Origin of the sequence: Nocardia vermiculata NBRC 100427, from assembly GCF_001613265.1 — a bacterium.
GTDB classification, from domain to species: Bacteria; Actinomycetota; Actinomycetes; order Mycobacteriales; family Mycobacteriaceae; genus Nocardia; species Nocardia vermiculata.
Genome location: NZ_BDCA01000012.1, coordinates 54,575 through 67,051 on the forward strand (window position 1 = coordinate 54,575; position 12,477 = coordinate 67,051).

At 69.3% G+C, this 12,477-nt stretch carries 11 protein-coding genes; 7 read left to right on the plus strand and 4 right to left on the minus strand.

Translation table 11 applies throughout. The features are described 5' to 3' along the window. The first annotated feature begins 279 nt into the window (after window positions 1–279). Window positions 280–1,098: a tyrosine-protein phosphatase gene (locus tag NV2_RS14565; RefSeq protein WP_067873504.1), complete on the plus strand. Its 819-nt coding sequence runs from the start codon at window positions 280–282 to the stop codon at window positions 1,096–1,098. Window positions 1,099–1,101: 3 nt separating this feature from the next. On the opposite strand, the gene NV2_RS14570 is transcribed toward NV2_RS14565, so the two are convergent. Then, on the minus strand, window positions 1,102–2,346 hold the full coding sequence (locus NV2_RS14570; protein WP_067873455.1) for a class I adenylate-forming enzyme family protein: 1,245 nt from the start codon (window positions 2,344–2,346) through the stop codon (window positions 1,102–1,104). Window positions 2,347–2,439: 93 nt separating this feature from the next. After that, window positions 2,440–3,234: an enoyl-CoA hydratase/isomerase family protein gene (locus NV2_RS14575; RefSeq protein ID WP_067873458.1), complete on the minus strand. Its 795-nt coding sequence runs from the start codon at window positions 3,232–3,234 to the stop codon at window positions 2,440–2,442. A gap of 88 nt (window positions 3,235–3,322) precedes the next feature. Here NV2_RS14575 and NV2_RS14580 point away from each other — a divergent pair, with 88 nt between their 5' ends. Next, complete coding sequence (locus tag NV2_RS14580) at window positions 3,323–4,348, plus strand: glutathione S-transferase family protein (RefSeq protein ID WP_067873507.1); 1,026 nt, start codon at window positions 3,323–3,325, stop codon at window positions 4,346–4,348. 8 nt (window positions 4,349–4,356) lie between these two features. Here the strand turns inward: NV2_RS14580 and NV2_RS14585 are convergent, their stop codons facing one another. Together NV2_RS14585 and NV2_RS14590 are read right to left on the minus strand one after the other, a co-directional pair. Continuing rightward, on the minus strand, window positions 4,357–4,791 hold the full coding sequence (locus NV2_RS14585) for a VOC family protein (protein ID WP_084474682.1): 435 nt from the start codon (window positions 4,789–4,791) through the stop codon (window positions 4,357–4,359). A gap of 18 nt (window positions 4,792–4,809) precedes the next feature. Continuing rightward, window positions 4,810–5,646, minus strand: coding sequence for a helix-turn-helix domain-containing protein (locus NV2_RS14590; protein ID WP_067873514.1), 837 nt, complete (start codon window positions 5,644–5,646; stop codon window positions 4,810–4,812). 122 nt (window positions 5,647–5,768) lie between these two features. Here NV2_RS14590 and NV2_RS14595 point away from each other — a divergent pair, with 122 nt between their 5' ends. The 5 genes from NV2_RS14595 to NV2_RS30825 all read left to right on the plus strand — a co-directional run. Then, a complete protein-coding gene (locus NV2_RS14595) occupies window positions 5,769–6,518 on the plus strand; it encodes a hypothetical protein (protein WP_067873517.1) in 750 nt (249 codons plus the stop codon). After that, entirely contained in the window at window positions 6,515–7,438 is a 924-nt protein-coding gene (locus tag NV2_RS14600; protein WP_067873461.1) for an ATP-binding cassette domain-containing protein, read from the plus strand. Before NV2_RS14595 ends, NV2_RS14600 begins: the two co-directional genes overlap by 4 nt. Further along, a complete protein-coding gene (locus tag NV2_RS14605) occupies window positions 7,435–8,232 on the plus strand; it encodes an ABC transporter permease (RefSeq protein ID WP_067873464.1) in 798 nt (265 codons plus the stop codon). The genes NV2_RS14600 and NV2_RS14605 overlap by 4 nt, the downstream gene beginning before the upstream one ends. Window positions 8,233–8,308: 76 nt before the next feature. Continuing rightward, entirely contained in the window at window positions 8,309–12,025 is a 3,717-nt protein-coding gene (locus tag NV2_RS14610) for an ABC transporter ATP-binding protein (RefSeq protein WP_067873520.1), read from the plus strand. A 202-nt stretch (window positions 12,026–12,227) separates the two neighbouring features. Next, window positions 12,228–12,477: 2-oxoglutarate dehydrogenase E1 subunit family protein (locus NV2_RS30825; RefSeq protein WP_176580248.1), on the plus strand; the 250-nt coding region annotated here is incomplete at its 3' end.

Genomic DNA, 12,477 nt, shown 5'->3' on the forward strand with positions numbered 1-12,477 from the left:
CTCGGGGACCCGTTCAACGTTCACTATGTTAAAGGTTTTCCGGGGATTGCGACCAGGTTCGATGGGACATTACAGACCGAAAGATTGTTTTGTTATCTACCCGGCAATCCATACCGAACGGTGCGATACCGAATCCCCCACGGTCAGCGCGACCCTTTTCGGAGCACAAACGATCAGAACTCTACGGCCCGGAGCCGGAATCGTTATAACGCTGTGTTCAAGCCCACAGCCACGACAGCTCGACCCCACGACGACACCGACGCCGATAACCTGTACTGCGTGACCACGGTGCGACCCGATCATCTGCATATTTCCGGGACTTTCAACTATCGCGACGTGGGCGGTCTGCGCACGGCAGGCGGGGCGAAGATCCGCACCGGCGTCCTGCTCCGATCGGCCCAACTCTGCCGCCTGGACGCACGCGGACACGACACCCTGCGCCGCCTCGGCGTCGCCACCGTGCACGATCTACGCGGACCGGGCGAGGCCGCCCGCATGGGGTCGGACTTGCTGCCCGAGGGGGTGCGGCTCGAGGTGACTCCGTTCCATCCGGACGTCGGCGCCGGTGCCCCGCACGAATCGGGCGCAGCCGACGCCGCGACCGAGGCGGAGTTCGCGTCCGGGTCCGGGTCCGGCAGGGCCCCGCACGAGGCCGGCACGACCGGCGGACACCCCCTCGACCTGCTCGGCGTCTATGCCGAATTCCCGACCATGCCACTGGCCGGCATCGCGATCGAGGCGATGGCCCGCTCCCTGGCCCGCGGCGACGGTGCGGTGCTGGTGCACTGCGCGGCCGGCAAGGACCGCACCGGATGGGCCGTCGCCACCCTGCTGCGCGCCGTCGGCGTCGACGAGGACGACATCATGGCCGATTTCCTGCTCTCCAACGAAGCCGCCGATGCGCTGGCCGCCGATATGGCGCGCAGCTACGGCACAGGCGCGACCATTGCACCGGACCTGCTCGGCGTGCGCAGCGACTATCTCACCGCCGGCACCGATGCGATGCGCGAGCGATACGGCGACCTCGACGGATACCTCGCTGCCATCGGCATCACCCCCGAACTGCGCGCCGCACTGCACACCCGGCTGCTCGAGTAGCCGCTAACCGGCGCGGCGTACCAGGCCGTCGGTGTCGATGCTGACCTGGTGGCCGGTATGAAACCAGCTACCGGTGAAACGGGATTCGGTCCGGGCGGGATCGTTCCAGTAGCGCGGGGTGATATTCGGGCCGCGACAGAGCAGTTCGCCGCTGCCGACCTCGGCCCGCGGGCCCGCCAGCGCCAATTCGGTACCGCCGAAGGGCACGCCGAGCACGTCACCACCCGGTTCACCGCCGTCCGGCAGTGCCAAGCCGATGCCGCTGGTTTCGGTGGCGCCCCAGACCGACCATTGACGCGCCTGCGGGAACGCCTCGCGTAGGCCCGCGGCCACCTGCTCGGCGGTGCCCGCATCGGTAGCGGCCATTTCGGCTCGATGCCCCGCGGTGCAGACCTGACGCACCCGCTCTCCTCGCAGGCCGGCCAAGGCCGGAAGCAGCCCGGCGAAGGTGCGCGGGGTCGCGGCGACCATATCGATCCGTTCGTCGACGATCGTTTCCGCGACCGTCGACGGATCCGGCGCGAGCACCACGGTGCCGCCGACCGCGAAGGTCGGCAACAGCTGGTCGACACAGCCGCTGGCATGGGCCAGCGGCATCAGGACCAGATTGCGCAGGCCGTCGGTCGGCAGATCGAATGCGCCGACCACCGACCGGACGGCCGAGAGCAGATTCTCGTTGGTCAGTTCCACACCGCGCGGAGCGCCCGCGGCATCCGAGGCCGCGACGCCGCTGGTGTAGCAGAGCAGCGCCAATTCGGTCAGGGAGGCGCCGTCGTCGATGAACGAGGCACCATCGGGCAGGTCGCCGTAGCCCGACTCCGCACCGCCGCCGTCGAGCACGAAATCCGCGCAACTGTCGGCGATGACCTGCGCGGCCACCGACTCGGGCAGGCCGTCGTGCACCAGCACCGGCACCGCTCCCGACAGCAGGGCGCCGAGGAAGGCCTGCACCCAGCGTGCCCCCACCGGCATCCGCACCGCGACCCGGTCGCCGTAGCCGATTCCGTGTTCCTGCAGCCCACCCGCAATGCGGGAGGCCGCGTGCCACAACTGCCGGTAGGTCAGCCGCGGGCCGCCTATCTCGACCACCGCCTCGCGGGCGGCGAACGCGTGCACCTGCACGTCGAGCAATTCGGTGAGCGCCGGGTTCAGGTTCCCGTACCGCAGTACGCCGTCGGCTCCACGAGCGACGGGGTTACCGCACAGCGGATTTCGCGGCTGCGGACATTCGATCAGAAGCTGCGTCATCAATCCCTCCGGATGCCTCGCACAACAGGCATCTGCGACTATATGACGCAGATCACAATCGCGGGGCATTAGGCGACAAAGATGTCCGCGCGGTCACCTCCCGGTGTAACTCGCCTTACCCGGACCTACCTCGAGGAAGCTGCGCACCCCACCCTGCAGATCCGCGGTGGCGAACAGTTCACCGGAGACCTTCGGCGTCACCGCATCGGCGTGCGCCACACCACCGGAGCGCCAGGCCTCGATGATTTGTTTGGTGGCCGCATGTGCCCGCGTGGGACCGTCGGCGAGCCGGGCGGCCAAGGCGCGTGCGGCGGCGTCGACGTCGTCGTGGACCGCATTGACCACACCCCACTCCGCCATGGTGGCCGCGTCGTACACGTCACCGGTCATCACCAGCTCCCTGGCCCGGCCGGAACCGGCCCGCTCGGCCAGCCGCTGCGGACCGCCCATCGACGGGGTCAGGCCGACCACCGTCTCCACCAGACCGAACTTGGCCTTCGGCGAGGCCAGCAGCACATCGCAGGCCAGGGAGATCTCGAAGGCGGCGGTGAGGGTCAGCCCGTGCGAGGCGAAGACCACCGGGCACGGCAACTGCTCGATCGGGCGGATGATCCGCTCGAACAATCGCTCCCAGAGCGCGGTTCCCTGCTCGACACTCAGCCCGTCGAATTCGTGCACATCGACACCGCCGGACACCAGCTTGCCCTCCGCGCGCAGCAGCAGCGCACGCGGCGGATCGGCGGTCAGCTCCGCGAGGTCGGTGGCGAGCGAGTCCAGCAGCACCGAATCGAACAGGTTCAGCGGCGGATGGTCGATGGTGATGGTCGCGAGTTGCGCGCCGGCCGCGGTCTCGGTTCGCTCCAACCGGGTGGGTTTCGAATCGCTCATCGAGCGAATCTATCCAGATCCGATACGTTCCGGAAACCCCGGACGCAACCCCGCCCGGATCGCCGCTGGTGTCTGCCACACTGGTGCGGTGACCACCTCCCCGACCGAGAATGCCGGTTCCTACGTCGAGCCGGGAGCGTTCAACCGGGACACCAACTACATCACGACCCGGATCACCGCCGACGGGCGCGAGGGGTACCCGGTCGAACCGCAGCGGTACCGGCTGATCGCGGCCCGGGCGTGCCCGTGGGCCAACCGCACCCTGATCGTGCGCCGGCTGCTCGGTCTGGAACAGGTGCTCTCCCTCGGACTGTGCGGCCCGACCCACGACAAGCGCAGCTGGACCTTCGATCTCGACCCGGGCGAGACCGATCCGGTGCTGGGCATCCACTTCCTGCGCGATGCGTATCTGGCGCGCGACCCGGAATATCCGCGCGGAATCACCGTGCCGGCCATCGTGGACGTCCCGACCGGACAGGTGGTCACCAACGACTACGCGCAGATCACCCTGGATTTCTCCACCGAGTGGTCGCGGTTCCACCGGACCGGCGCGCCGCAGCTGTATCCCGAACCGCTGCGCGCCGAGATCGATTCGGTGAACCGCCGGGTCTACACCGAGGTGAACAACGGCGTGTACCGCTGCGGTTTCGCCGGCAGTCAGGACGCCTACGACGCCGCCTACGACCGCCTGTTCACGGCGCTGGACTGGTTATCGGAGCGGCTGAGCGAACAGCGCTATCTCGTAGGCGACACCATCACCGAAGCCGACGTCCGGCTGTTCACCACCCTGGTTCGCTTCGATGCGGTGTACCACGGGCACTTCAAATGCAACCGGGAGAAGTTGAGCGAACAACCGGTGCTGTGGGCCTACGCACGCGATCTGTTCCAGACTCCGGGTTTCGGCGATACCGTCGACTTCACCCAGATCAAGCAGCACTACTACATGGTGCATCGCGATATCAATCCCACCGGGATCGTGCCCAAGGGCCCGGAGCTGTCCGGCTGGCGCACCCCACACGGTCGCGAGGCGCTGGGTGGCAACCCGTTCGGCGACGGGACCCCGCCACCTCCGCCGCTACCACCGGAGCAGGTGCCCGCCGCACACGGCGCCTGACGGGCGGGTCAGCCGGCGGCGCCCGCGTAGGTCCCGAAGCTCCAGAACACCCCCTCGGGGTCACGGCAGGTGAATCCGCGCGATCCGTAGTCCTCGTCGCGCAGTTCCACCTCGATCGTCGCCCCGGCGGCGCGGGCTCGTTCGTAGCGGGCGTCGGGATCGTCGACGACGAGGTAGACCGATCCGGACCCGGGCGCCTGCTTGCACAGGGCGGCACCCTCCCGGACCGAGCCCAGCATGATTCCGCCGCCGCCGGGCCAGGCCAGTTCGGCGTGGTCGACCACCTCGCCACTGCCGTACCGGGCCACCTCGACGAATCCGAACGCCCGCTGCAGGAAATCGATCGCCGCCGGAGCATCGCGGTAGAGGAAGGTCGGCCAGATCGGAGCGGCTCGCCCCGTCCGGCCGGATGTCGTTTCGCTGGTCATGGTTTCGCTGGTCATGACCTCAGCATGACGCGCTCAGCACCCCTCGGCTTGGACGAATGGGAACACCTCGCGCGCCCGCCAGACCGACGGCGAGCACCCGGCGAGCGACCGCCACTCCCGCGCCATATGCGCCTGGTCGTAATAGCCGGCCACCGCTGCCACCTCCGCGATACCGGCTCCGGGCCGTCGAAGCATCCGATGGGAGCTCTGGAAACGGGTCAGACGGTCGGCTTCCTTCGGGGTGATGCCGAACTCGGTGCTGAAACGAGTGGCTAGATATCGCCTGCTCCAGCCGATATCGCGAGCGACGTCCTCGACCGAGAGCGGATGTGCCGGATCGGTGAGCAGCCGCCACGCCCGCGCGAGGTTGGCATCCATCTCCCACCGGCGGGGGTCGGCCGCCGCCGCCCGGGCGAGCAGGACCTCGTCGAGAATGTCGAACCGGGTACGCCACTGTGGGGTCGCACCGATCCGTTCGCGCACGCGCCGGGAATCGGCCCCCAGCAGATCGGAGAGGTCCACGATCCACGAACCCAGTTCACCGGCCGGAATGCCGAACAGCGCCCGCGCGCCGGCCGGGGTCATGGCCAGCTGGATGCCGTGCTGATATCCGTCGTGCGCGATCAGCGTCGGCCGCAGCGTGATCCCGCCGGCCAGCGCGTCCCAGCACCCACCCGCCTGCTCGGGATGCGACGACACCGGTACCTCGATCGGGTCGTCGATGGTCACGATGACCGTGATCGCGGTGCTGGGCATCCCGACGTGCACACCCGGGCCGAAACCGCGCAACAGATAGCCGTCGTAGCTGCCCAGGAACGGCCGCAACGGCGGGGCGGGTAACCGGCGAGCTCCGGCGGAGACACCACTCACCTCGTCCACGGTAGGCGCCGTGCCGGAGCGACGGAACCACCACACGACACCGTTCGTTGAGCAGGTGGTCGCCGGGCACCACTAGAGTTTGTGCGGACCGGACGAGAGGGGATGTGTTGCCGATGTTCGACCGCGGCGTGGACAAGGCCGTGAGGTCTCTACTGGACAACGGGGCACAACTGCAGGCTCCGGCGGTCGCGAAGTACGTCGACCGGTTCCGCCGAGCGCATCCCGAGGACAATCCGGCGCAGCTCCTCGAACGCCTGGAGAAGATCTACCTCACCACCGTGACCGGCAGCGGTACCGCGGTCGGCGCGACCGCTGCCGTGCCGGGCGTGGGAACTCTCACCTCGCTCGCGGCGATGAGCGCCGAAACCACGTTCTTCCTCGAGGCTTCCGCGGTGTACACCCTCGCGGTCGCGGCGGTCCACGGTGTCGCTCCGGAGGACTCCGAACGCCGGCGGGCGCTGGTTCTCGCGGTGGTGCTCGGCGATACCGGAATGGAGATCGTCCAGCAGAGCGTGGGCCATTCGGCGAAGAACTGGGGCACGCTGCTCGCCGAGCACATCCCCGGGATCCGCGGGATGAACGAATCGCTCATGAAGCGCTTCGTCGTCCAGTTCGTCACCAAGCGTGGAGCGCTGATGTTCGGCAAGGTGCTACCGGCCGGAATCGGTGCGGCGATCGGTGGATTCGGCAACCGGGCGCTGGGCAGGAGAATGATCGACAACGCGCACAAGGCCTTCGGCCCGGCTCCGGCCGGGTGGTCCAGAAGTGCGGTGCCCACTGTCGTCGTCGACGCGGATCCACTTCCCACGGTCGACGAGGTGGCCGAGCCCCGCTCCTCCGACACCGCGGGCGGACAGCGATGAGCGCCGCGCGGCCACTGGCCGTCTCCGTCACCGGCCTGCACAAACAATTCGAAGGCGTGGTCGCGCTACGCGATATCGGTTTCTCTGTTCCGGCCGGGACCACTGCGGCCCTGGTCGGCCCGCCGAGCTGCGGCAAATCGACCCTCCTCGAGATTCTGCTCGGCCTGGTGCGGCCCGATTCCGGTGTCACGGAGGTCGATCGAACGGGTGGCGTCGGTGCATTGTTACAGCCGCGCGGTCTGCATCCGGCCCGGACCGCACGAGCACAACTGCGGGTGTACGCGGCCGCTACCGGCGCGGACAATGCCCGGGTCGAGGCCCTGCTGGCCCTGGTGCGGCTGGACCAGGACGCCGAACGGCGGGTACGGGATCTGTCCGAGGGGCAGCAGACCCGGCTCGCGCTGGCGCAGGCACTGCTCGCGGATCCGCGGCTGCTGGTGCTCGACGACCCCTTCCACGGGCTCGACCCCGCCGAACGCACCTGGCTCTTCGACTATCTGCGCCGGCACGCCCGGCGCGGCGGCACGACCCTGCTCACCTCGCCGAGCCTGGCCGCGGCGGTACCGATCTGCGATCAGGTCGTGGTGCTCGCGGGCGGGTCGGTGACCTATCAGGGCAGTCCGCGCCGGCTGCGACGCACCCATCCGGACCGGCTGGTCGTCGCGGTGTCGAGTCCGATCGCGCTGGCCACCACGCTCGCATCGCAGGGCTTCACCGATGCGGTGATGCGCGGGGACGGCAGACTCGCGGTGGCCGAGGCAGATCCGGCCGAGATCGAGGCCGCGGCGCGGCTGGCCGGGGTTCGCATCGAGCATATGGTCGCCGAACCGGTCCATCCCGATCGCGTCCTGGCGATCCTCACCAAGAACGCGCCACCCGCCTATTCCGCTCCTGCCGCCTCGACCTACGGAACACGATGATGCAGCTGCCCACCTTGCCCAGCGTCCCCGCCGAGGTGAGCCGGGCCGCGACCGCCGAACTGCGCAAGATCACCGCACTGCGAGCGGGATTGCTGTCGGCACCGATTCTCGCGGCGCTCGGGTTCGTGGCCGCGACCGCGTCGGCGGTGAAGGGCACCGGCCCGCAGCGCGACGGGGTACTGGCCACCGGCACCGCCACCGTCGGGCTGTATCTGGTGATCGCGGTGGCGGTCGGCGCGGCCGCGATCTGTGGCGCCGTCGCCGCCGGCGACGAATACCGCTATCGCAGTATCGGAATCACTGCGGTCACGACACCGGATCGCGATGTGCTGCTCGGCGCCAAAGCCGTGGTGAGCGCAGGTTATGCGCTGCTGCTGGCGGTGAGTGCGGAGATCGGCGCGGCCATCGGATTCGCGGCCTTCGGGCGCGACACCGTCGAATTCGGGGCCACGCTCACCGGCGTCTTCGGCGGTGGCCTGCTGGCCGCGCTGTGCTGGGGCGTGATCGGGGTGGCCCTGGGAATGCTGTTGCGCTCCCCGAATCTGGCGGTGGTCGCGATCGCGGGCTGGCTGTTCATCGTGGAGCCGCTGATCTGGCTGATCGCCAAGGCCGCCGGCATCGCGGGCGTGGTGGTACTGCTGCCCGGCTCCGCCACGATCGGCACGGTGACGATCGGTTCCTTCGCCGACAGCCCCTATCTGCCACCGAATGCCGCCTCGGCGGTGGTACTGGTGCTCTGGACCGCGGCCGCGGGTGCCGGGGCGTGGTGGTATCTGCGCAGCCGCGATATCTGATCCGATCGGACGCGCGCCGACGAACGGGGTGCGGGAACAATTCGATGTCGGAACGGGTCGGTACCTTCGAATCACCATGAACGACACCGACCGCGCGCCCAGATCCCAGCACCGGACGACGCCGGCGGGCGGCTGGTTGCGCAGGCTCTGGGCCGCCTGCCGCGCGCATCCACGGCTGCTCGCCGGCGTGGTGGTGTCGGTGGTCGCCGGTGCCGGTGCCGAGGCCGCGGCACCACTGGCCGCGAAGGCCGCGCTGGACCATGCCCGGCTCGGTGAGGTCTCAGCGCTGGGGCCGATCGCGGGAATCATGATCGCCCTGGCCGTGGCCCGCTTCGCGGCGACGTACGGGCGGCGGTGGCAGGCCGGGCGCCTGGCGCTGAATGTGCAGCACGAGTTGCGGGTGGACCTGTTGTCGGCGCTGCACCGCTACGACGGACCGCGGCAGCAGCGGCTGCGCACCGGTCAGGTGGTGTCGCGATCGATCAGCGATCTGCAACTGGTGCAGGGGCTGCTGGCGATGGCCCCGTTGTCGGCGGCCTCGCTGCTGATCTTCGTCTTCGCGGCGGCCGCCATGCTGGTGTTGTCGCCACCGCTCGCGCTGGTGTCGCTGCTGACCGTCCCGCTGCTGGGCCTGGTGGTGTACCGGGTGCGGCCCCGGTTGCACGCGGCGACCTGGACCGCACAACAACGCGCCGCCGACCTGGCCCAGCATGTCGAGGAAACCGTCACCGGGGTCCGGGTGGTGAAGGGCTTCGGCCAGGAGTCACGCATGGTGCGGAGGCTGGAGGGGCACGGCCGCCGGCTCTACGCGCACCGGATGCGCGCGGCCCGCATCGACTCCCGGTTCGCACCGACGGTCTCGGCGATTCCGCAGGCCGGACTCGTCATCGTCATCGCGCTCGGCGGCGCGCTGGCGCTGCATTCGGTGATCAGTATCGGGACCTTTCTCGCCTTCGCCACCTACGTGACGATGATGGCCTCCAGCACGCGGATCCTGTCCAACATCGTCGTGATGGCGCAGTTGACCCGCGCCGCCGCCGAACGCGTCTATCAGGTCGTCGACGAGGCTCCCACCGCCATCGATCCGGTCGCGCCGCGGCCGCTACCCGAGGGGCCGCTGGGTATCCGGATCAGCGGGCTCACCTTCGGGTTCGAGCCCGGCCGTCCGGTCCTGCACGATTTCGACCTCACGGTGCGGCCCGGTGAGACGGTCGCGGTGATCGGCCCCGCGGGTTCCGGGAAGTCCACTCTCACCCTGCTACTGCCCAGGTTCCACACCCCCGAGTCCGGGCAGATCACCCTGTTCGGCTCCGGAGGCGGAGAAACCGGCGACGACAGCAACGGTGTCGACATCGCGGAGGTGGCCGCGAGTGAGCTACGGGAGGCGATCGGCGTCGCCTTCGACGAACCGTTCCTGTTCTCCGACACCATCGCCGCGAACATCGCACTCGGCTCACCGGATGCGGACCCCGAGGAGATCCGCGCCGCCGCCCGGATGGCCGCGGCCGACGAATTCATTCGCGACCTGCCCGAGGGATACGACACCGTCGTCGGCGAGCGCGGACTCACCCTGTCCGGTGGGCAGCGGCAACGCTTGGCGCTGGCCCGGGTGTTGCTGGCCGATCCCCGCATCCTGATCCTCGACGACGCCACCTCCGCCGTGGACGCGGTCACCGAAGCCGCGATCTTCGACAGTCTGCCCGCCCGCGGCCGCACCACCCTCATCCTCGCGCACCGGGAGTCGACGCTGTCGTATGCGGACCGGGTGGTGCGACTGCCGGGGCCGGCCGTTGCCGACGGCGCAGCCTCGGGCGACGGCGCTGCCGGGCCATACACACCAGCGGCGCCCCCCGACGCCGGCACGGCCGATTCCGGACTCGACGCCACCAATGCCGAGCCGGACGCACCGGTGGAGATGCGGGCAGCACTGGCTCGGCTGAGCCCCGCGACCGAGCAACCCGGTCTCGACGATCACGAACTCGAACAGCCGGACCCGAGGTTCCGGCTGGTACGGCTGCTGCGTCCGGTGCGCTGGCTGCTCGCGGCCGTGGTGACACTGCTGGCGGTCGACGCGGTGATCTCGGTGGCGTTCCCCGCGCTCACCCGATTCGCGCTCGACGACGGTGTGGTCGAACGCAACGGCACGGTGCTCGCCGTCGCGGCCGGGGTGGGCGCCGCGCTGGTACTGGTGGGCTGGGCAGGCGGTGCGGTCGGCACCCTGCTGTCCGCACGCGGTGGCGAGCGGGTGCTCTACGGCTTGCGGGTCCGCAGCTACTCCCATCTGCAGCGGCTGGGTCTGGACTACTACGAGCGTGAACTGTCCGGCCGGATCATGACCCGGATGACGACCGACATCGACGCACTGTCGACGTTCCTGCAGACCGGGCTGGGCACTGCGCTGATCAGCCTGTGCACCGTGGTCGGCGTTCTGGTCGCGCTGCTGGTCATCGACGCCGGGCTGGCCGTGGTGGTCTTCGCCGCGCTGCCGCCACTACTGGTGGCCACGGTGTTCTTCCGCCGGGTGTCCGCATCGGCGTATTCGGCGGCGCGCGAACGGGTCGCGACGGTCAACGCCGACTTCCAGGAGAATGTGGCCGGGCTGCGCGCGACCCAGGCCTACCGTCACGAGCAGCGCGCCGCCCGGCGGTTCACCGAATACTCCGATCGATACCGCCGTGCCCGGCTGCGAGCGCAACGAGCGATCGCGCTGTATTTCGCCTTCGTCCTGGCGTGGGCGGATCTGGCGCAGGCGGCGGTCGTGTACCTGGGCGCCCGCGAGGTCGCGCACGGCACCACCACCCCGGGCACCCTGGTGGCGTTCGTGCTGTATCTGAGCCTGCTGTTCGGGCCGATCACCCAGTTGTCCCAGGTCTTCGACGGCTATCAGCAGGCGCGCGTGGGGCTGCGACGGATCGAGGCGCTGCTGCACACCCGGTCCTCGATCTCCCCCGACCCGCCCGACGCGGCCACCATCGACGACCGGCTGCACGGGGAGGTGAGCTTCGACGCCGTCACCTTCCGTTACCCGGATGCGAGGACTCCGGCGCTCGCGGACGTCTCGCTGCACATTCCGGCGGGGACGACACTCGCCCTGGTGGGTGAGACGGGTGCGGGCAAGTCCACGGTGGTCAAGCTCCTGGCCCGGCTCTACGATCTGCCGCGCGCCGAGCACTCCGGCGCCGTTCGAGTCGACGCGGTGGATATCCGCGACTATCGCCTCGGGCAGTTCCGGGCCCGGCTCGGCGTGGTCCCGCAGGAAGCTCACCTGTTCACCGGAGACGTGGCGAGCAACATTGCATTCGGGAAACCTTCCGCCACACCCGCGGAAATCAGCCGTGCTGCCGCAGCGGTCGGGGCCGAAGAGATGATCGCGGCACTGCCGGGTGGTCTGTCCCAGCCCGTCGGTGAAGGTGGCCGCGGGTTATCGGCCGGACAGCGCCAGCTGATCGCGCTGGCACGGGCCGAACTGGTCGACCCCGATCTGCTGCTGCTCGATGAGGCCACCTCGGTGCTCGATCCGGAGAACGAGGAGAAGGTGCTGGTAGCGAGCCGATCGCTGGCGCGCGGACGGACCACGGTGATCGTTGCGCACCGACTGGCGACCGCAGCGCGCGCCGACCGGATCGCGGTGATCGCCCGTGGACGGGTGGTGGAATTCGGCACCCACGAGCAGTTACTGGCCGAGCACGGAATCTATAACCGACTCTGGGAGGCAGCCGATTCCGGCGAAGGAATATTCTCGACACGGGACGAGTCGTCACCTATGAGGCTGGGTCTGTCCGGTAACGGTTAACCGGGCAGTGGCGGGACGATGTGGCCCGGTGACGGCGACGGGTTGGTCCGGAAAATGACCCGCCCATGCCGCGGCGGGGCACGGAGTCGAGGCTGCGCCTATCCTCGGAAAGGGCGCGTGGAACGTGAATCGCGCCGATGACCCGTGCCGGGCACGTCACAAACGTCGCAGCGCGAAGAACGAAATGAGGCGAACACCTGCTGTGAGCAGCTCAACATCCCAGTTCGGACAGAACCAGTGGCTCGTCGACGAGATGTATCTGAAGTACAAGCAAGATCCGTCGTCGGTCGATGAGAGCTGGCACGAGTTCCTCGCCGACTACACACCGGAGTCTCCGGGCGAGATAGTCAACAGCAATCCCGCCTCGTCGGCTCCGACGGCGTCGGCACCTCCCGCCTCGGCCGCGCCCGCACCTGCCGCCCCGAAGCAAGCGGCCGCTCCGGCGCCTGCTC

Excerpts from the sequence above, each read along its gene's own strand:
- NV2_RS14570 (WP_067873455.1), bottom strand. The coding sequence starts at position 2,346 with ATGACGCAGCTTCTGATCGAATGTCCGCAGCCGCGAAATCCGCTGTGC.
- NV2_RS14575 (WP_067873458.1), bottom strand. The coding sequence starts at position 3,234 with ATGAGCGATTCGAAACCCACCCGGTTGGAGCGAACCGAGACCGCGGCC.
- NV2_RS14585 (WP_084474682.1), bottom strand. The coding sequence starts at position 4,791 with ATGACCAGCGAAACCATGACCAGCGAAACGACATCCGGCCGGACGGGG.
- NV2_RS14595 (WP_067873517.1), top strand. The coding sequence starts at position 5,769 with ATGTTCGACCGCGGCGTGGACAAGGCCGTGAGGTCTCTACTGGACAAC.
- NV2_RS14600 (WP_067873461.1), top strand. The coding sequence starts at position 6,515 with ATGAGCGCCGCGCGGCCACTGGCCGTCTCCGTCACCGGCCTGCACAAA.
- NV2_RS14605 (WP_067873464.1), top strand. The coding sequence starts at position 7,435 with ATGATGCAGCTGCCCACCTTGCCCAGCGTCCCCGCCGAGGTGAGCCGG.
- NV2_RS14610 (WP_067873520.1), top strand. The coding sequence starts at position 8,309 with ATGAACGACACCGACCGCGCGCCCAGATCCCAGCACCGGACGACGCCG.